The 19,476-nt window shown below is 74.9% G+C and carries 17 protein-coding genes; 7 read left to right on the forward strand and 10 right to left on the reverse strand.

The features are described from left to right. Positions 1-168: 168 nt before the first annotated feature. The gene (locus tag ACFWPI_RS29335; protein WP_380378587.1) at positions 169-1,452 is read left to right on the forward strand and encodes an acyl-CoA dehydrogenase family protein; all 1,284 of its coding nucleotides are present in this window, start codon (positions 169-171) and stop codon (positions 1,450-1,452) included. A gap of 36 nt (positions 1,453-1,488) precedes the next feature. Here ACFWPI_RS29335 and ACFWPI_RS29340 read toward each other — a convergent pair whose 3' ends face one another. Then, on the reverse strand, positions 1,489-2,703 hold the full coding sequence (locus ACFWPI_RS29340) for an aminoglycoside phosphotransferase family protein (RefSeq protein ID WP_107452966.1): 1,215 nt from the start codon (positions 2,701-2,703) through the stop codon (positions 1,489-1,491). A 473-nt stretch (positions 2,704-3,176) separates the two neighbouring features. On the opposite strand from ACFWPI_RS29340, the gene ACFWPI_RS29345 reads away from it, so the two are divergent. After that, positions 3,177-4,658 (forward strand): hypothetical protein, encoded by a 1,482-nt coding sequence (locus ACFWPI_RS29345; RefSeq protein ID WP_063350171.1) that lies wholly within the window; start codon positions 3,177-3,179, stop codon positions 4,656-4,658. An 82-nt stretch (positions 4,659-4,740) separates the two neighbouring features. On the opposite strand, the gene ACFWPI_RS29350 is transcribed toward ACFWPI_RS29345, so the two are convergent. Further along, a complete protein-coding gene (locus tag ACFWPI_RS29350) occupies positions 4,741-5,271 on the reverse strand; it encodes a hypothetical protein (protein ID WP_063350172.1) in 531 nt (176 codons plus the stop codon). Between the two features lie 286 nt (positions 5,272-5,557). Here ACFWPI_RS29350 and ACFWPI_RS29355 point away from each other — a divergent pair, with 286 nt between their 5' ends. Then, positions 5,558-7,069 carry a HEAT repeat domain-containing protein gene (locus tag ACFWPI_RS29355; protein ID WP_380378584.1) on the forward strand — a complete coding sequence of 504 codons (1,512 nt, stop codon included), beginning with the start codon at positions 5,558-5,560 and terminating at the stop codon, positions 7,067-7,069. Positions 7,070-7,358: 289 nt separating this feature from the next. On the opposite strand, the gene ACFWPI_RS29360 is transcribed toward ACFWPI_RS29355, so the two are convergent. From ACFWPI_RS29360 to ACFWPI_RS29370, 3 genes are all read right to left on the reverse strand, one after another. Further along, positions 7,359-8,201, reverse strand: a complete 843-nt coding sequence (locus ACFWPI_RS29360; RefSeq protein ID WP_063351584.1) for an undecaprenyl-diphosphate phosphatase — start codon at positions 8,199-8,201, stop codon at positions 7,359-7,361. Positions 8,202-8,475: 274 nt separating this feature from the next. Beyond that, complete coding sequence (locus tag ACFWPI_RS29365) at positions 8,476-9,189, reverse strand: class I SAM-dependent methyltransferase (protein WP_380378583.1); 714 nt, start codon at positions 9,187-9,189, stop codon at positions 8,476-8,478. 103 nt (positions 9,190-9,292) lie between these two features. Continuing rightward, positions 9,293-9,829, reverse strand: a complete 537-nt coding sequence (locus ACFWPI_RS29370) for a PadR family transcriptional regulator (RefSeq protein ID WP_063350175.1) — start codon at positions 9,827-9,829, stop codon at positions 9,293-9,295. A gap of 115 nt (positions 9,830-9,944) precedes the next feature. On the opposite strand from ACFWPI_RS29370, the gene ACFWPI_RS29375 reads away from it, so the two are divergent. The 3 genes from ACFWPI_RS29375 (at position 9,945) to rox (ending at position 13,306) form a co-directional block, all read left to right on the forward strand. Next, entirely contained in the window at positions 9,945-10,709 is a 765-nt protein-coding gene (locus ACFWPI_RS29375) for an alpha/beta fold hydrolase (protein WP_380378592.1), read from the forward strand. Between the two features lie 28 nt (positions 10,710-10,737). Next, positions 10,738-11,664 (forward strand): aminoglycoside phosphotransferase family protein, encoded by a 927-nt coding sequence (locus tag ACFWPI_RS29380; RefSeq protein WP_380378581.1) that lies wholly within the window; start codon positions 10,738-10,740, stop codon positions 11,662-11,664. A 217-nt stretch (positions 11,665-11,881) separates the two neighbouring features. Then, positions 11,882-13,306 (forward strand): rifampin monooxygenase, encoded by a 1,425-nt coding sequence (gene rox / locus ACFWPI_RS29385; RefSeq protein ID WP_380378579.1) that lies wholly within the window; start codon positions 11,882-11,884, stop codon positions 13,304-13,306. A 71-nt stretch (positions 13,307-13,377) separates the two neighbouring features. Here the strand turns inward: rox and ACFWPI_RS29390 are convergent, their stop codons facing one another. The 5 genes from ACFWPI_RS29390 to ACFWPI_RS29410 form a co-directional block, all read right to left on the reverse strand. Next, on the reverse strand, positions 13,378-14,241 hold the full coding sequence (locus ACFWPI_RS29390) for a biotin-dependent carboxyltransferase family protein (protein ID WP_363377279.1): 864 nt from the start codon (positions 14,239-14,241) through the stop codon (positions 13,378-13,380). Positions 14,242-14,335: 94 nt separating this feature from the next. Continuing rightward, positions 14,336-14,962 (reverse strand): 5-oxoprolinase subunit PxpB, encoded by a 627-nt coding sequence (gene pxpB, locus ACFWPI_RS29395; protein ID WP_063350179.1) that lies wholly within the window; start codon positions 14,960-14,962, stop codon positions 14,336-14,338. Further along, entirely contained in the window at positions 14,959-15,735 is a 777-nt protein-coding gene (locus ACFWPI_RS29400) for a LamB/YcsF family protein (protein ID WP_244293516.1), read from the reverse strand. The genes pxpB and ACFWPI_RS29400 overlap by 4 nt, the downstream gene beginning before the upstream one ends. A gap of 140 nt (positions 15,736-15,875) precedes the next feature. Next, positions 15,876-16,412: a hypothetical protein gene (locus tag ACFWPI_RS29405; protein WP_380378577.1), complete on the reverse strand. Its 537-nt coding sequence runs from the start codon at positions 16,410-16,412 to the stop codon at positions 15,876-15,878. 261 nt (positions 16,413-16,673) lie between these two features. Beyond that, the gene (locus ACFWPI_RS29410; protein WP_380378575.1) at positions 16,674-17,711 is read right to left on the reverse strand and encodes an IPT/TIG domain-containing protein; all 1,038 of its coding nucleotides are present in this window, start codon (positions 17,709-17,711) and stop codon (positions 16,674-16,676) included. 185 nt (positions 17,712-17,896) lie between these two features. Between ACFWPI_RS29410 and ACFWPI_RS29415 the strand changes: the two genes are divergently transcribed. Then, positions 17,897-19,450 (forward strand): hypothetical protein, encoded by a 1,554-nt coding sequence (locus ACFWPI_RS29415; RefSeq protein WP_079136051.1) that lies wholly within the window; start codon positions 17,897-17,899, stop codon positions 19,448-19,450. Positions 19,451-19,476 lie beyond the last annotated feature (26 nt).

The following is a 19,476-nucleotide window of genomic DNA, read 5'->3' on the forward strand; positions in this document are numbered from 1 at the left end:
GGGGGATTCGTCCCCGAGGCGGCGGGCGGCCGGCCGTTCGTGGCCGGCGCCGAATCCGGGGGCGGGCCGTGAACTGACCTCCGAGGCCGCCCGTCCGGTACCGCGCGCCCGTCCGGCGTGCCGCCCGCATCTGCCGCGCCCACGCTGCCGCCCGGAGGCCCCAGCACCATGACGACCACCGCCGCTGACCGTTCGCCCGCGGACCGCCCGTCCGACACCGCGACCGCCGCCGTGCCCGGCACCGCCTCGGGAGCGTCGGATTCCGGCCACCCCGCGCCCGATCCCGCGCCCGACCGCTCGGCCGTCGTCGCGGCCCTCGCCGGACTGCCCCGGGTGGTCGACCTGCTCTCCGCCCGCGCCGAGGAGCACGACCGCGACGCCACCTTCCCGTACCAGGGCATCGAGGCGGTGCACGAGGCCGGACTGCTCACCCTGACCGTCTCCCAGCGGTACGGCGGACCGGGCGGCACGCTCGCCGACACCGTCCGGGTACTGGCCCAACTCGGGCGCGGGGACGCCTCGGTGGCCGTGGTCACCGCCTTCACGCTGCTCCAGCACGCCGAGCAGGCCCGCCGCGCCTCCTGGCCGACGGCGGGCTACCGGCGGCTGCTCACCGAGTCCCGGCGCGGGCCCGCCCTGGTCAACACGCTGCGCGCGGAGCCCGGCGGCCGACCCGGAGCGCTGCCGGACACGGTGGCCCGGCGGGACGGCGAGGGCTGGTTGTTGACGGGCCGGAAGACGTACTGCACCGGCGCCGAGGCGCTGGCCTGGATGGCGGTGACGGCACGGACCGACGAGCCGGAGCCGAGGCTGGGGACGTTCCTGGTCCGCGGCGAGAGCGAGGGCCTGGAGATCGACCCGACCTGGGACCAGGTCGGCCTGCGGGCCAGCGCCAGCCACGACGTGGTGCTGGAGCAGGTCCGGGTGCCGACCGAGCTCGCACTCGGCCTCACCGCTCCCAAGGGCGGCGCGGCGGACGCGGCCGGGGCCGCCGAACTCTCCCTCGCCTGGCACGACCTGGCGCTCTCCGCGGTGGCGATCGGGGTGGCTCGCGCCGCCCAGTCCTGGCTGATCCGCTTCCTCAACCAGCGCACTCCGGCCAATCTGACCGAGCCGCTCGGCACCCTGCCCCGCTACCGCTGCGCCCTCGGCGAGATCGAGGCCCAGCTGATCGGCGCCGAGGAACTGGTCGAGGGGCTGGCCCCCCGGGTGGACCGGGGCGAGCCGGACGCGGTCGCCCGGACCGGCCCGGCCCACCTGCTGGCCACCCGGGCCGCGACGGCGGCGGTCCAGCAGGCGGTCTCGCTCACCGGCAACCCCGGCCTGAGCCGGCGTCACCCGCTGGAGCGCTACCTGCGGGACGTGCTGAGCAGCCGGGTGCACCTCGCCCCGGACGAGGCCGTCCTGGAGGCCGCCGGCCGGGCCGCCCTGGAGCGCGGCGGCCGGCCGTAGCGGATTCCGGGCCCCGGGGGCTCGGGGCCCGGAGCCTCAGCGGGTTCCGACCGCGGCCCGGACGGCCCGGCGGGCGAGCGCGGCGTCGTCGTAGAGCCGGCGGATCATGATCCGCTGCTCCTCGCCGGCGCCCGGCACGTCGTACAGCCGGATCTCCCGCATCAGCACCAGCACCAGGTTGACCAGGAACGCGTCCCGGGCCAGCGTGCCGCCGCTCTGGGCGAGTTGGCTGATCTGGCGGCGCGCCGCGGTGTCGCCGGACAGCACGCTCCACAGCACCGCCAGGTCGTAGCCGGGCAGGTACCAGCCGGCCTGCTCCCAGTCCACCAGCACCGGGCCGGACGGCGCCAGCAGCATGTTGCTGAGCAGGGCGTCGCCGTGGCAGAGCTGGAGCGGGGTGTGGCCGAGGCCGTGCAGCAGGCCGCGCAGGTCGCCGGCGTCCCGGTCGGTGAGCTGGCCCACCGAGTGGTAACGGGCGATCTCCATCGGGTAGTCCATGCGTGGCTGGAACACGTCGGTCGGCGGCCGCCACAGGTTGAGCGTCCGGACGGCGGTCAGCAGCGCCCGCACCTCGCCCGGGGTGGGCGCGTTGACCGGGTGGCGCTCCCGCGCGGCCGGGCGCCCGGGAACGCGCTCCATGACGAGCACGCAACGGTCGTGGTCGGCGGCGACCAGCCGGGGCAGCCGCACCGGCGGGCGGTGCCGGACGAACGCCCGGTAGACCGCCACCTCGTGGTGGAAGTCGGCCACCAACTGCTCGAAGTAGCCACTCCGCACCGCCTGCGGCGCCAGGCACTTGGCGACCACCGGGGCCCGCCCGATGGTGCCCGCCACCAGGATGTGGCGGCTGCCCTCGCGCAGCACCTGGCGCGGGGTGAACGCGGGACATATCCGCGCGACGCTCGCCAGCGCGGCCCGCACCGCCGGGGTCTGCAGCGCCGACGGGTCGATCCGCTCGGGGCCGCCGACCTGGCCGGGCCGGTGCGGCGGGCGCAGCACCCGGCCGTCGGCCTGGCGGGCGAGCGGGAGCCGGCCGCCGACGGGCGGGGCCGCTTCGGGGCCGCGGAGCCCCAGCGCCGTACGGCCGGACGGGACCCGGGCGTCCGTGGACCGGCCGTCGGTGCCGTGCGGGGCCACCGGGCGGCTCGACGGGGGCACCTGCTTCGGCCCGGGGCGCCCGGCGGCCGCGGTGGGGGGGCGCAGCGCGGTGCGGGTCGCGGTCGGCGAGGGGGTCGTCGCTGAGGAGTACATGGGGTGAGGGTGGTCCCTTTCTGTCCGTCGGCAGGTGCGCCCCGCGGTGCGGGGAGGGCCGGTGCCGCGTGCTTCCTGGCGTGACGGCGGCCCTGACTCGGTGCGGTGGGTGGTGCGCGGGCGCCGGGCACGGACGCGGGGTCGGAAGACCCGGACGACGGCGGTGCTCCGGCCGTCCGCACCCTGGGGAGTACGGTCGGCCGGACTGCCGTGGCCGTGCCCGGCGCCCCCGCGCCACCCGGCCGCGCCACCCCCTCGGGTGAGGACCGGGAGCGTCCCGTGCCACGGTCGGGGGACTGCCCCGACGCCGGTGGGACGCCGCCCGACCCGGGGGCGAGGTGGCGCACCCCTACAACACACCCGCGGCGCACTGGCTTAGTAGTCTGGCGGGCCCTGGCGAACGGTGGCGAATGCTCGCCTGGCACTTGCCGGAGCCTCTAGCCTCGAATCAGCCGAGGAACCTGGGGGCTTCGTTGAGCAGGGAACCCAACACCCGACTCGCTGACTTGTTCGTCCTGACCGGTTGGTCGAAGGGCGAGCTCGCGCGGCTGGTCAACCGTCGGGGTGCCGCGATGGGGCAGCAGCAGCTGTCCACCGACACGTCGAGGGTACGGCGCTGGATCGAGCAGGGGGAGATCCCCCGGGATCCGGTGCCGAGGGTGCTGGCGGCCGTGTTCACGGAGCGGCTCGGCCGTGTCGTCACCACTGAGGACCTCGGTCTGGAACGACACCGGCCCACCAGGTCCGGAGCGGCGCAGTCCGCAGCAGTGCCATGGTCGCCGGATCGAACGGCCGCGGTCCTCACCGAGTTCACGGGAATGGACCTCATGCTGAACCGACGTGGATTGGTGGGCGCGGGTGCCGCGCTCACGGCCGGAACGGTCATCGCCGATTCGTTGAAGGGCTGGCTCGGGGGGGACGCGGTCGCGTACGCGGCCTCGGTCCCCGGGCCGCGCCAGGTGATCACCCAGGGCGGGGCGCGCCCCGCGGTGGACGTGTACGACGCGGGCCCGGTCGGGCTCGACGAGGTGGAGTCGCTGGAGCGCTCGGTCCAGGTGTTCCGCGCCTGGGACGCGGCGCGCGGCGGCGGGCTCCAGCGCAAGGCGGTGGTCGGTCAACTGAACGAGGTGGGAGGCCTGCTGACGCACCGGCACCCCCCGGCGGTGGAGCAGCGGCTGTGGCTGGTCGCGGCCAACCTGGCGGTGCTGGCGGGCTGGATGTCGCACGACGTGGGCCTGGAGCCCACCGCCCAGCGGTACTTCATGATCGCGGCGGAGTCGGCCAAGGAGGCCGGCGACCGGCCGCGGGCCGGCGAGGCGATCTCCCGGGCCGCGCGGCAGATGGTCCACCTGGGCCGGGCCGACGACGCGATCGACCTGATGTCGGCGGCCAAGGCGGCCGGCGGCCGGGTGCTGCCGAGAACGCGCGCGATGCTGAACACCGTCGAGGCCTGGGCGCACGCCTCGATCGGGCACTCCCAGGACACCTGGCGGCTGCTCGGCGAGGCCGAGGACCTGTTCGCCGAGGGGGCGCCGGAGCCGCCGCCGTCCTGGATGCAGGTATTCGACGAGGCCGAACTGCGCGGCATGCAGGCGCTGGTGCTGCGCACGCTGGCGGAGCACGACCCCTCGGCGGCGGCGCAGGCGCAGCGGCACGCGGAGCGGGTGATCACCTTGCGGGAGGGCACCGGACAGCTGCGCTCGGCGCTGTTCGACCGGATCACCCTGGCCTCGGTGCACTGGCTGAGCGGAGAGCCGGACGCGGCGGAGTTCCAGGCCAAGATGGTGATGAACCTGATCGGCCAGAACTCCTCGCACCGGACCTGGGACCGGCTGCGTGAGATGTACCGGCTGACCGCGCGCTACCGGGGCCTGCCGGTGGTGGACGAGCTGCGGGCCGAGCTGGGGCGGGAGTTGCGGGCGGCGGACGCGAAGAAGCGGCCGAAGCGGTCCTGAGGCCCGGGGGTCCTGAGACGTGGAGGTTGTGCGGCCCGGAGCTTTTGAGGCCCGGAGCTTCTGAGGCCCCGGCGGGCCCCGGTCAGTTCGGGGGTGCCGGCCGCAGCAGCATGCGCAGGGCGGTGACGGTGCCGTCCGTGCCGAGGACGGGCTCGCCCGCGCACTCGACGCTGGCGTGCGGGGCGCCGTCGCGGCGGATCCGCAGGGTGCCGGCGGAGATACGGCCGTGGATCAGGGCGTCGGTCATCATCCGGCGCAGCACGGGCCGGTCGGCCTCGGGGAGGCGGTCGGGCAGCCGGTCCAGGCTGAGCGGGCCGTTGCCCGGGTCGCAGCCGAGGAGCTGGTAGGTGTCCGCGTTCCAGTGGACGCGGTCGGTGAGGAGGTCCCATTCGGCTGAGCCGATGAGGTGGTCGCGGCCGCCGTCGGCGTCGGGTCCGTCGCCGAGGTCGGGGTTCTTGGACGGCTCCTGCGCCGTGCCGTCCACTCTGCCGTCCGTTCCGCTGTCGGCGTCGCCGCTCGGTTCGCCGCGCGCGCCGTCGTCCGTCGCGCCCGCAGGGGCGCCGTCCACCGTGGCGGTGTCCGGCGGGCGGGCGGCGCCTATGGGCATCTTCATGGCGGGTCCATGGCTCGGGGGTGGCCCGCCGCGTGCGGGCCGTCGGTGGTGAGAAGACTGTGGCACAGCGCCCTCGCCCCTGCGGGCGATTTGGACATAACGCAGGCAAAATTCCCCTGGCATATGCCACTGTGGCAGCAGCCTTCGTCGCCCTGTGTGCGGAAGGTGGCGCGAGGCGGTAACCTTCGGTGATTCCGGCGCCCGGGCGCCCACCGCAGTACCGACCAGAGACCCCGGCGACGGAAATCCCGTTGCCACTACGACCGCCGCAACGGATGCTGACCTCATGTTCGAGCCAGTGATAGCACCCAGTGCCAGCCTCCTCGGCCTCCTGCAGCGAGGCCGCGGTGACGGGCAGCTCCACGCGCTGGCCGCCGACCGTACCGAGGCCATCGCCGCGCTGGAGGAGTGCGTCACCAGGGATCCGCGAGCCGACTGGCAGGTCGAGAACCGCTCCCTCTACTACGCCCGCCTCTACATGGAGCTGGAAGCCCCCCTCGACGGCATCGAGGACCACCTCCACTCCGCCGAGGACCTCGTCAGCGACGACGAGAACCGCACCGGCCTCGCCCTCTCCGTCCTGGGCCACCTCGCCGCGTACGGCCGGCGCGACGCGCTGCTGATGCTGCGCGAGTACACCGCCACCGGCGCCAACTGGGCCTGGGCCCTCGACGAGCTCGCCCTGCGCGACGACGACCGCGGCCTGCTGCTGCTCGGCACCGCCGTCCTGGACCGCTTCGCCCCGGGCCCCGAGGGCGACGCCGAGCTGCGCGAGTTCATCCGCAACGCCTACGAGCCCCGGCCCTGGCGGCTGTGGGCGGCCTACCACCCGAGAGTGGCGGCGGCCAGCGAGCAGTCACCCTTCGACCTCTGGCAGCGCCAGCTCAACCGCGGCGGCGTCACCCCGGGCTGGTCCACCGCCGACGTCCTGGCCTGGGCCGACCAGGGGAGCCTGGGCGCCCTCGGGGCCGGCGCCTTCCTCGGCGGAGCCGACAGCCGGCCCGAGCCCGCGCCCGACGCCGCCGATCCGGCCGCCCCCGACGCCGTGGACCGCCGGGCCGCCGCGGCCGCCCGCTGCCTGACCGCCGTGGTCCGGCCCGAGGACCGCCCCGCCGTGCTGGAGGCCGCCCGCGGGGGCCTGCCCGGTGCCCGCCGGGCCGCACTGCGCTACCTGGTCGACCAGCGCGACCCGGCCGCCGTCGAGCTGATCGAGGCCGCCGCCGTGGACGTCGACGACCGGATCGTGCGCGCCGCCCTGGAACTGGTCGGCCGGATGCGCGGCCCCGAGGTCCTGGCGCAGGCCCGCCGCTGGGCCGACCCGGCCACCGGGGGCGCGGACAGCGCGCTCGGCGAGGCCGCCGTCAAACTGCTCGCCGACGCCGGGGAGCCGGCCGACGCACCGCTCGTCGTCGACGGGTTGCGCCGCTGGGTCTCCGTCCGCGGGGTCAGTGGTACCGGGCTCGGCTCGCTGGTCGACGGTGCGGGGCGGCTGGTCGCCGCCGACGCCGTCCCCGTGCTGCGCCACATCTACGGGGAGGCCGCCTCCTCCGAACTGCGCGGCCGCGCCGCCCGGGCGCTCGCCGTGACCGATGTGCACTTCCCCGAGGGCCCCGCCGTCGAGTGCCTCTGGGACTGCGAGGAGTCCACGCGGGAGCTCGCCGCGCGCCATGTCGCCACCACGGGTGACGCGCGCGTGCTGGAGCGCCTGCGCCGGCTCGCCGCCGATCCGGCCGAGGAGGCCGAGGTCCACGCCGCCGTCCGCGGTCGGCTGACCGCCGCCCGGGAGTTCGGGCGGTAGGGGCCTCTCTTTCGGATCACGCCGGGCGCGCGACGCCGGAGCACGCACCTCGCCGCGTTGTCGTCGGTCGCCGATGCTCCGCATGGACTCCCTCCTCCGCCTTGCGATGCACGCACTCCGACGCCGCGCGCTGATCCGACGTGATCCGAAAGAGAGGCCCGCAGGCCCCGCAGGCCGGTGGCTGCCTCCCCGATCCTGGCGAACGACGGGCCGGGACACCCCCTCGGGTGTCCCGGCCCATTGCTGTTCCGGGGTCCTGCTGGAACGCGGGTCCTGGTGGAACGCGGTTCTACTTCACGACGCCTGCGTCCGGGGCCAGCACACCGCCGGCCACCAGTCCGATGATCAGGACGCCGAGCAGCACCCGGTAGACCACGAACGGCAGGAAGCTGTGGTGCGAGATGTACTTGAGGAACCAGGCGATCGCCGCGTAGCCGACCGCGAAGGCGATCGCGGTGGCCAGGATGGTCGGCCCCCAGGCCGGCGCCGGGCCCTCGCCGATCTTGAACAGCTCCAGTGCCCCCGAGGCGAGCACCGCCGGGATCGCCAGCAGGAAGGAGTAGCGGGCCGCCGCCTCCCGGCTGTAGCCGAGCAGCAGGCCCGCGCTGATCGTGCCGCCGGAGCGGGACACCCCCGGGATCAGTGCGAGCGCCTGGGCGAGGCCGTAGACACCCGCGTGCGGCAGGGTGAGGTCGGTGATCGGCCGGGCGTGCCGGACCGCGCGGGTGCGGTCGGCGAAGGCCAGCAGCAGGCCGAAGACGATCAACGTGGTGCCGATGATCCGCAGATCGCGCAGGTGGGTCTCGATGGTGTCCTGGAACAGCTTGCCGAGGATGCCGATCGGCAGCGTGCCGATGATCACGAACCAGCCCATCCGGGCGTCCGGGTCCGAGCGCAGCGCCGGGCGGAACAGCGACAGCGTCCAGGTCCGCACGATCGAGACGATGTCCCGGCGGAAGTAGATCAGCACCGCGGTCTCGGTGCCGAGCTGGGTCACGGCGGTGAAGGCCGCGCCCGGGTCGTCCCAGCCCAGCAGGGCGGAGAAGACCCGCAGGTGGGCACTGGAGGAGACGGGCAGGAACTCGGTGAGCCCCTGGATCAGACCGAGAACGGCCCCGTGGAACCAGTCGATCACCAGACACCCACCAGGGGTATCCGTGAGTCGTCGTACATGTGCGGTCCTCGCAGGTCGGAGCGGGCGTGCGGGCAGGCGGACAGGCCGCGACCCGCACGGCCATCGGGCCGTGCACGGGCGGGCGCGCGGCCGATGGTACGGGGTGAAGATGACTATTCTTTGTTCACCCTTTGACCCGGCTTTGCCCGTCGGCCCTTCCGCGACCCGCTGACTCCTCCGCCGACCCTTCCGCCTGGCCTTCTGCCTGGCCTTTCGCCTGCCCTTCCGCCGCTCAGCCGGCGGGCCGGACGCGGACCCAGGTGCGGTCCTTGGTCAGGTAGCTCTCGACCGTCAGACCGGCGTCCGCCAGCGCCCGGTCGAACGCGGCGGTGGTGAGCGGCCGGGAACGGAAGGTGTGCGTCCAACGGCCGTCCGGGAACTCGTACTCGGCGTGGACGGAGTTCACGCCGTCCCCGACCGGCGTCGAGGAGACGATGCGCGACACGCCGTCGGTGCCGAGCCTGCCCTCGCGCGGCACGTTGAGGTGCCAGTCCTCACCCTCCCGCTGCATCAGCACGCAGCCGTCCGCGGCGACGTGGCGGCGGCAGGTCTCCAGCAGGCCCTGGCGGACCGCCTCGTCGCCCGCGTGGATCAGGAAGGAGGCGAGCAGGACGACGTCGAAGCGCTCGCCGAGGTCCAGTCGCTCGATCGGGCTGCGCACGGTGCGGATGCCCGCGCGAACCCTGGCCAGCATCTCGGGAGACTCGTCCACCGCCGTCACGGTGAAGCCGCGATCGGTCAGCGGGTGCGTCATCCGGCCGACGCCGCAGCCCAGTTCGAGGATGGTGGCGCCGGCCGGTACCGCGGCCTCGATCACGTCCGGGGCGTCGCCGGCGGGGAGCCGGGCCCAGAGCTCGACGGCGCAGCCGTCCGGGGTGATCGCGCCCGGGCCCGTTCCGTCGTGCCCCTCGCGTCGTACGTTGCCGGTGTGCGTGTCGTTGGCCATGGGCGTCATCGGAACACGGGCAGGGCGGGGAGGGAAGGCGCCGCAGCGGGTTTTCGGTCAGTCCGTCAGTCGGTCAGTCCGGAAGCCTGTCGGCCCGTCACCGTCAGCCTGTCGGTACGTCTTCCAGTTCGGCCAGGGTGGCGTGCAGCCAGGCGAGTTCGGCCTCGCTGGTGGCGCGGGCGATCAGCAGCAGGCCGCGGCGGAACGGGTCGGCGAACTCCTCGGCGCCGACCGGGCGGTCGCCGTCGTAGAAGAAGCTCGCCGGCTCGGAGAGGAAGGCCAGGCGGCGGCGGAGCACGGCGGCCTGTGCGGCGGGGTCGTCGAGGTGGCGCAGGAAGGCGAGCAGGGCGAACCAGCGGTTCTCGTCGCTGATGTCCAGCGGCTCGGGCTCGCGCAGCTGGTCGAGCAGTGCGGTGCGGCCGGCCTCGGTGAGGTGGAGGGTGTGCCGGGGTGCGGCGGCGCTGCCGGGCTCGGTCTCGCGGACCAGCAGGCCGTCGGCCTCCAGGCGCTTGATCGCCGGGTAGAGCGTGCCGTCGCTGATCGGGCGGACGTGCCCGGTGAGTGCGGCGAGGTGGCGGCGCAGCTGGTAGCCGTGCAGCGGGCGGTCGTAGAGGAATCCGAGGATCGCGAGCTTCAGCATGGGGCCACTCTCGCAGATTCGTCCCTCGGAGCTTCGGTATATCGATTCCGCTATACCTCGATGGCGATGTATGGTCTGGGCGTTCCCAGCCCCCGATGGAGGAGGAGTCCCCGTGCTGCGCCACGCCCCCGTCACCCCGAACGGCGACCGGATCCGATGGGTCGAGCTGCCCGGAGCCGAGCCCGCCCGGCTCTACCTGCACGGCCTCGGCGCCAGCTCGCCCGCCTACTTCGCGGCCGCTGCCGCCCACCCGGGGCTCACCGGGCGCCGCTCGCTGCTGCTCGACCTGCTCGGCTTCGGCCTCAGCGACCGGCCCGCCGACTTCGGATACACCCTGGAGGAGCACGCCGACGCCGTCGCCGCGGCGCTGGCGGAGGCCGGGCTCGCCGGAGTCGAGGTGATCGGCCACAGCATGGGAGGCGCGATCGCCGTCGTCCTCGCCCACCGGCATCCGGAGTCGGCCTCCCGGCTCGTCCTGGTCGACGCCAACCTGGACCCGGTCACCCCCGGCCGCCGGCCCGGCAGCAGCGGCATCGCGAGCTTCACCGAGGAGGAGTTCCTGGCCGGCGGCCGGGACGAGGTCGCCGCGTGGGTCGGCCCGTCCTGGTGGTCCACGATGCGCCTCGCCGGGCCCGAGGCGCTGTACCGCAGCGCCGTCCACCGGGCCCGGGCGACGGTGCCGACGATGCGCGAACTGCTGCTCGGCCTCGACCTCCCGCGCGCCTTCCTGTACCCGGAGGCGGACGGCGAGCCGCGCGGCGCCGACCAACTCCGGCAAGCGGGCGTACGGTTGGCGGCCGTCCCGGACTGCGGGCACAACATCATGCTCGACAACCTCGACGGCTTCGTTTCGGCGGCCGGCCTCGAACCTCGACCGTAGGCTGGGAAGTCGGAGAGGAGCCCACCTGATGCCTGTTGACGTCCCGCCCGCTCTGACCGCGTCCCTGGAGAATTCCCTCGGCCCCGAAGGTCGCGCCTGGGCGGCCCGACTCCCCGCGCTGGCAAGAGAGTTGCTCGAACGCTGGGAGCTGCGCCCGGACGGCCCGCCGGCGCACGGCGTCGTCGCCCTGGTGCTGCCGGTGCGGCGGGCCGACGGCGCGCCCGCGGCGCTCAAGCTCCAGCCGGTGGACGAGGAGACGGAGGGCGAGCCGGCAGCCCTCCGGGCCTGGGGCGGGCGAGGGGCCGTGCGACTCCTCGGCCACGAACCGGCCTCGGGCTCGATGCTGCTGGAACGCCTCGACCTGGGGCGTTCACTGCTGGATGTCGCGGACGACCGCGAGGCGCTGCACGTCCTCGCAGGCTTGCTGAGGGAATTGACTGGACGTCAGATCGAAGCTCCGGACCTGCGACGGCTGGCGGACCTCGCCGACGGTCTGCTCGCGCGGGCCCCGGCGGCCGCCGCAGCCCTCGCCGACCCGGCCGAGCGGCGCTTGCTCACCGACTGCGCCGCGGCCCTGCGCGAGGTCTGCACCGAGCCCGGCGACCGGCTGCTGCACTGGGACCTGCACTACGGCAACGTCCTCGCCCCGCCCGAGGGCGGCGGCCGCGCCCCCTGGCTCGCCATCGACCCCAAACCGCTCGTCGGGCACCCCGGCTTCGAACTCCTCCCGGCGCTGCGCAACCGCTGGGCTGACGTACTGGCCACCGGCGACGTCGCCCGGGCGCTGCGGTGGCGGTTCGACGTCCTGGTGGAGGCACTGGAACTGGACCACGAGGCGGCGGTCGGCTGGACGCTCGCCAGGGTGCTGCAGAACGCCGTATGGACGGTGGAGGACGGGGAGTCGGCGCTCGACCCGGCGCAGCGGGTGGTGGCGGAGCTGCTGTCGGGGCGTTGAGCGGAGCGCGCGCAGCGGGCGGAAAACAGCGGGCGGCAAACCGCGAGCGGAAACAGCGGGCGGAAACAGCGAGCGGAAACAACGAAGGCAAGGAGGTCACCGACTCTCCTTGCCACTCTCAAGGTATAGCGGACTGGGGGGCTTGCGGCAAGGCCCCGGTCGTGCCGCAGAATGACCGGCCGAAGCCGGGATCTGCGGGCATACCTGGGGGTTTGTGATGATTGACGTGATCGTGGTCGGTGCCGGACCGACCGGGTTGATGCTGGCCGGCGAGTTGCGGTTGCACGGCGTGCAGGTACTCGTGCTGGAGAAGGAGGCGGAGCGGCCCCTGCCGGCCCGGGCGCGCGGTCTGCACGCGCGCAGTCTTGAGGTGATGGACCAGCGCGGGCTGCTGGAGCGGTTCCTCCCGCTCGGCCGGAAGTTCGAGGTCGGCGGCTTCTTCGCCGGCATCGGCAAGGAGTGGCCGGAGCGGCTGGACACCACCCAGGCGTACGTCCTGGCCATCCCGCAGGCGGTCACCGAGCGGCTGCTGACCGAGCACGCGACCGAACTCGGCGCCGAGCTCCGGCGCGGCCGCGAACTGGTGGGGCTGAGCCAGGACGAGGACGGGGTGAGTGTCGAACTGGCCGACGGCACGCGGCTGCGCTCGCGCTACCTCGTCGGCTGCGACGGAGGCCGCAGTGCGGTGCGCAAGCTGCTCGGCGTCGGCTTCCCCGGCGAGCCCTCCAGGGTGGAGACGCTGCTGGGCGACATGGAGCTGGCGGAGGAGCCGGAGACGATCGCCGCCGTCATCGCGGAGGTCCGCAGGACCCAGCTGCGGTTCGGCGCCATCCCCGAGGGGGACGGGGTGTACCGCGTCGTGGTGCCAGCCGAGGGGGTGGCCGAGGACCGTACGGCTGCTCCGACCTTCGAGGAGTTCAAGCACCAGCTGCGGGCCGTCGCGGGCACGGACTTCGGGGCGCACTCACCACGCTGGCTCTCGCGCTTCGGCGACGCCACCCGGCTGGCCGAGCGCTACCGGGTCGGCCGGGTGCTGCTGGCCGGCGACGCGGCGCACATCCACCCGCCGACCGGCGGGCAGGGGCTCAACCTCGGCGTCCAGGACGCGTTCAACCTGGGCTGGAAGCTGGCCGCCGAGGTCGACGGCTGGGCGCCGGAGGGGCTGCTGGACAGCTACCACGCCGAACGGCACCCGGTGGCCGCCGACGTGCTGGACAACACCCGCGCCCAGATCCAGTTGATGTCCCTGGAGCCCGGCGCCCAGGCGGTGCGCCGGCTGCTGGCGGAGCTGATGGAGTTCGAGGAGGTGAACCGGTACCTGATCGAGAAGATCATCGCGATCGGGGTCCGCTACGACCTCGGCGAAGGGCATGAACTGCTCGGCCGCCGGCTGCGCGACGTGCAGCTGAAGCGCGGCCGTCTCTACGGGCTGATGCACGGCGGCCGCGGGCTGCTGCTCGACCAGACCGGCGGGCTCTCGGTGGCGGGCTGGGCGGACCGGGTCGACCATGTCGTCGACGTCAGCGACGAGTTGGACGTGCCCGCGGTGCTGCTGCGCCCGGACGGCCACGTGGCCTGGGTCGGCGAGGACCAGCAGGGCCTGCGCGGCCACCTGTCCAGGTGGTTCGGCGCCCCGGCCTGAATGCACCGCCGCGGCTGGCCTCGGTGGTGCAGGAACCGCGATCGCGCCGGGAGGCGTGCTGTCGCGGCCGCTCAGCGCTCCCGCAGCAGTACGAAGCGCACCGGCGTGCCCGGGCGTGCCTGGGCGGCCGCCGCGAGGTCGGCGGCGGGGACGACGCCGATCACCGGGTAGCCGCCGGTGGTCGGGTGGTCGGCCAGGAAGACCACCGGCCGCCCGTCCGGCGGGATCTGCACCGCGCCCAACACCATGCCCTCGCTGGGTAGTTCACCCGCCCGGGCGCGGGTGACCGGCGGGCCCTCGGTGCGCAGCCCGATCCGGTTGCCGGCCGGGGAGACCAGGTACCCGTCGCGGGCGAGCCGGGTCAGCGCCGCAGGCTCGAACCAGTCCGCGCGCGGGCCGAGCCGCAGCCGCAGCACCAGTTCGGCCGGGGGAGCGGGCAGCGGCACCAGGTCGGGCCGGGGGCGGTCGGGTGGAGGCGGGCCGACCGGCAGCCGGTCGCCGGCGGCGAGTGGGGCCGGTCCGAGGCCGGAGAGCAGGTCCGTCGAGCGGCTGCCCAGGACCGGCGGGACGGCGATCGCGCCCGCGACCGCCAGGTAGCCGCGCACCCCGGCGGTCGCCGCCCCCACCTCCAGCACCGCCCCGGCCGGCACCGCGACCGGCGCACCCCACGCGGCCGCCCGCCCGTCCACCCGGACGGGCGAGGGTGCGCCGGTGACGGCCACGACCACCGGCCCGAGGGCGCGCAGGGCGACCCCGCCGAGCGTGGTCTCCAGCCCGGCGGCGCCCGGCTCGTTGCCGACCAGCCGGTTCGCCGCCCGCAGCGCGGGCTCGTCCAGCGCCCCGGCCCTGGGCACCCCGAGGTGGGCGACGCCGCGCCGTCCGAGGTCCTGGACGGTGGTCAACGGTCCGGGCCGCACCACCAGCAAACCGCTCAACGCCCCCACCCCGTCCGCTGCCGTCCCGTCCCTGGCCGCCCCGTCCGCCGTCGTCCGGGGCCCGCGCGCCGCCCGCCGTCGGCCCGCACCCCCGCTACGCCCGTTCCGCCGTGAACCGCACCCGCACCCCGGGCGCCAGCAGCGCCGCCGGCTCGCGCCCGGTGTCCCAGAGCGCGAGCCCGGTGCGTCCGATCAGCTGCCAGCCGCCGGGGGAGGAGCCCGGGTAGACGCCGGTGTACGGGCCGGCCAGGGCGACCGAGCCGACCGGGACGCTGCTGCGCGGGGTGGCCCGGCGCGGGACCTCGTACCGGGGCGGCAGCCCGGTCAGGTAGCCGAAGCCGGGCGCGAACCCGCAGAAGGCGACCACGTACTCGGGCCCGGTGTGGATCCGTACGGCGGCCTCCTCGGACACCCCCCACAGCGCGGCGACCTCGGCGAGGTCGGCGCCGTCGTACACCGTCGGCACCTCCACCAGCGGCCCGGTCGCCGCCGCGGCCGCCGACGGACGGGCCGTGCGCAGCAGGGCCGCCAGCGCGTCGACGTCCGCGACGCCGTCCAGCAGCACCGTGCGCGCGGCCGGCACGATCTCCTCGACCGCGCCGAGCGCCCGGCTCTCCTGCCGCTCGCGCAGCCATCCGTACAGCGCGGCGACCTGCGCCGTGTCGTCGAGTTCGACCAGCAGCGCCCGCTCGCCGACGCGCCGGACGGCGGCGGGCGTCACGTGAACGCCTCCACCCGGACCCCGGCGGAGGCGAGGGCGCCGCGGATCCGCCAGGCGAGCTGGGCGGCGCCGGGGGTGTCGCCGTGGACGCACAGGGAGCGGGCCTCGACGGCGATCCGTTCGCCGCCGACGGCCTCCACCGAGGCGTCCCGGGCGATGCCGACGGCTCGGGTGATCACCGATTCGGGGTCGTGCACCACGGCGTCCGGGTCGCGGCGCGGGACGAGGGTGCCGGCCCAGGTGTACGCGCGGTCGGCGAAGGCCTCGGCGACGACCGCCAGGCCGACGCCCTCGGCGACGGCGAGCAGCCGGGAGCCGGGCAGTCCGAGCACCGGCAGCGGTCCGTCGCAGACCGCCCCGGCCCGCAGCACGCCGGCCACCACGGCCTCGGCCTGTTCGGAGTCGGTGACCACCCGGTTGTAGAGGGCGCCGTGCGGTTTGACGTAGGAGACCCGGGAGCCGGCCGCGCGGGCGAAGACCTGGAGGGCGCCGATCTGGTAGGCGATCTCGTCGGCGAGCTCCTCCGGGGGGACGTCCATGGCCCGGCGGCCGAAGCCGGCCAGGTCGCGGTAGGAGACCTGGGCGCCGATCCGGACGCCGCGTTCGGCGGCCAGCGCGCAGACCCGGCGCATCGTCGACGGATCTCCCGCGTGGAAGCCGCAGGCGACGTTGGCACTGGTCACCACGGACAGCAGGGCCTCGTCGTCGGTCAGCGTCCAGCGTCCGAACCCCTCACCGAGGTCCGCATTGAGATCGATCACCGCATCGGCCACGCCCGTCCGCCTTCCAGCAGCTGTTGAGCCAGATGGTAGGGCCTGCGGATGAAGGCCGTTGCCCGTGACCCGGGCCCAGGGGGCCCACCGGCGTGCGACCCCTGGTCACACGCCCTGGGGCGGCGCTGGGCGGCTCCGACTCAGCTCGCGGCCGCCGGCCCCTGGAAGGAACGTTCCAGCGGGCGCAGCGCCCGCAGCACGATCAGCAGCGGGACGACGCCGACGATTCCGAACGACATGTCGATGAATCGCCAGCCCAGGGGGATCCCCCGCAGCGGCCCGCAGACCAGGGCCAGGGGGATGACGGCGCCGCAGGCGAGCACCGCCCAGCGGATCACCCAGATGTTGCGGACCGGGTCCTTGATCGGGCCCCAGAAGGCGGCGGCGATCACCAGGTGGGCGAAGGCGAGCCAGTCGGTGCCGTAGGCCAGGAAGGGGTAGTGGTCATTGGTCTCCGCGACGCCGGTGCGGACGCGTTCGATCCAGTCCAGGGCGGCCGGGAAGCGGTCGGCCAGCGGCGCGGCCGGCCCGGTCGCGAGATCGGCCAGCCAGCGGGTCTCGGTCTCCAGCGGGAAGGCCGTCAGGCCGCTCAGCGCCAGGCAGACCACGAAGATCCAGAGCCAGCGCCGGACTCTGCGCAGTACCGCCGCGGGATCGGTGCCCGGATTGGTGTCCATGGTGCGAACCTCCATGCCGAAGAGCAGGCGGGGCCTTGTCCCGTCTGTGCGGAACCGACTCTAGACCCTTGATTTGAACGCGTTCAACTAGCCCCTGACGTGCGGGCACGCCCCAGACGCCGGGCCGGTACGCGCCCCCGGACGCCGTGCGGGCGCGCACCCCCGGACGCCGGGCCGGCGCGCGCCCCCGGACACGCCGATGCCCGGGTGCCGGAGCACCCGGGCATCGGAACCGCCGGGACTACGCGGTGTACGTCGGGACTACGCGGTGTACGTGAAGGTCACCGGGGCGCTGGTGCCGCCCGCCGTGGTCACCGTGACGCCCACCGGGCCGGGGCCCGCCGCCGGGGAGGTGGCCGAGCAGAAGGACGGGCCGCAGGAGACGTGCGCGGCCGGCACCCCGCCGAACGCGACCGTCCCGTACGTCAGGTTGGTGCCTTGCAGGTACACCTGGGTGCCGCCGGCGGCCGGGCCGCTGGGGTAGGTCAGGTTGCCGACCGTCGGCGCGGGCGGGGGCGGGGGCGGGGCGCCCGTGTAGTCGAAGGCGGCCGGAGCCGCGACCGTGCCGCCGGGGGTCACCACGGAGACGGGTGCGCTGCCCGAGCCGCCGGGCGTGGTCACCGTGCAGGCGGTGTCGGTGCAGGTGCCGGCCGCCGGGACGCCGCCGACAAGCACCATGCCGTGCGCCAGGTTGCTGCCGCTGACGGTCACCGCGGTGCCGCCCGCGCCGGGGCCGGTGGTGGTGTCGAGGCCGTCGACCGTGGGCGGCGCCTGGACGACCGGCGCCGGGGTGGTCCCGTCGACCGACAGGGCCGTCACGTGGCCGGTCGGGTCGGTGTCGTTCGGATTGGACACGGTCACGACGATCTGGCCGGTCAGCTGCTGGGTGTAGTCGCGGCCCACGTTCAGCTTCATGAACTCGTAGCGCCCGGGCCTGCGGGTGCCGATGAGGACGGCGTCCAGGTGGCGCCCGTCGGGCGAGACGGACTCGGCGAAGGTGTAGTCGTACGGGGTGGAGTAGAACATGCCGAGCTCGGTGGTGAGCCCGGGCGGCAGGTCGACGGTGATGTGGGTCGGCCCGGTGAGGTCCTGGGTGCCGGCGGAGGTCCAGCCGACCGAGAGCTTGCCCGGTCCGGGAGGGGTGGTGCCCGGCAGGAAGCCGTTCAGGGCTGCGGTCACGTGCTGCCCCTGAACGGCGGGGGCGTCGGCGGGGGCGGCTGACGAGGCGGCGGCACCGGTGGCGAGGGTGGTCACGGACAGCGCGGCGGCGAAGCCCGCTTTGACCAGTCGAGTGATCATAGGCCGATCATCACGGTAGCGACGCGCAGTCTTCACGGGTTTGCCGAATATCGGTTCGGAATTGGCGGAATCCCGTCGAAATCCCGTTCTGAATTCACCCCCGACACGCCCTCCGGCCTGCCGCGCAGCCCGCCCACAAGGCCCGTTTCGGTCGATGTCGGTGCGAACCTCTAATCTTGTGCACCGTGACCGCCATCGCTGACCCGCCCACCCTGCCCGGCCCCCGGCCGCCCGCCGGGTCCGTCGCGGCGAGGCCCGCGCCCGGCCCCGCCGCCGACGAGGGCCTGGCCCGCCGGCTCAAGGCGCTGGCCTGCACCGCCCCCCTGCACGACCTGGACAACCGCAAGGTCAACCTGGCGGGCGAGTACGGCGGCTACGCGATGGCCGAGGTCGGTCTCGCCGCGATCGACCTGGTCACCCTGCACATGGACTTCGACACCGGCGCCGACCGCGACATAGTGCTCGCCCGCCTGCTGCCCCGGGTCGCCGCCCAGGCCGCCGGCCGCCCCGCCGCCGAGCACGAGCGGGTCGCCCGCTGGGTGCTGGAGTCGCTGATCAACGTCGGCAGCGTCGACCGGGGCTTCCGCGCCGTCTACGGCACCTTCGGCGCGGACGGCGCGTACGTCCGGCGCGACTACGACTTCAAGCTGATCGAGGAGGTCCCCGGCCCCGACGGCGGCGTCTACCTGCGCACCACCGACGAGGCGGTCAACGTCCTGGTCGGCGCGCTCGACACCGACGTCACCTCGGCCCAGATCGCCGCCGAGGTCAAGCTGGAGGTGCTGATCCGCCGCGGCCGCCTGGCCGACGCCCAGCTCGCCGCCGAGCAGGCCCGCTACCGCACCGTCCAGTACGCCGAGACGCTGCGCCGCGCCCTCGACGCGACCCGGCGCAACGTCCGCGCCGTCGACTGGATGCGCGCCATCCCGGACCTCATCGACGAGGCGCTGGACCACATCGCCGACCGCTACCGGCACGAGAACGCGATTCTCACCAACATCCGCAAGGCCCGCGACGAGGCCGAGCCGAACACCCCCGAAGGGGCCGAGAACAAGCGCCGCGCCGCCGAGCTGCTCGACATCGTCAAGGACTGCATCCGCCGCCACACCAAGCTGCAGACCCGCCTGCTGGAGGCCGGCCCGCTGTTCCGCGCCGAGCAGGACCGGCAGGCCTTCGCCACCCCCGGCGCCCGCAGCGGCATCGACCTCTACGGCCAGCTGCTCGCCCCCGTGCTGCGGCTGCCGGTCGAGCAGGCCGTCCGCCCCACCGGTGCCTTCTTCGCCCGCGGCGCCGGCCTGCGCACCCCCGTCTCCGTCCGGGTCGCCGACCTGGTCGACCTGCTGCTCACCCCGCCGGTCGAGCGCGAGCACCTCGGCGCCGAACTGCCCGACCCGGACCTGGTCGCCACCCCGGACGACAGCCGCTTCTCCGAAGCCCAGCTGGAGGCCGCGCTGCTCCTGCTCGACCTGCCCGCCGACGCCCCCCGCCGGCTCTCCGGCCTGCTCGCCGAGGCCCGCGGGCAGGACCCGGAGCTGCCGTACCTGGTCGCCCTGCTGGCCGTCCACGCGGCCAGCCCGCCGGTCGGCACCGCCTACCGGCAGGGCGAGGAGCGGCTGCTGTTCGCCGTGGACGACGGCACCCCGCTGCGCGACCCGCAGTTCGGCGGCGCCGACCTGATCGTCGGCAGCGCCCTGCTCGACGCGGCCGGCATGGCCGCCGACCGCAAGGACGCCGGCTGACGAAGCCGCCGTCTCGACGTACCACC

It is taken from the genome of Kitasatospora sp. NPDC058492 (assembly GCF_042720685.1).
Taxonomy (GTDB): Bacteria; Actinomycetota; Actinomycetes; order Streptomycetales; family Streptomycetaceae; genus Kitasatospora.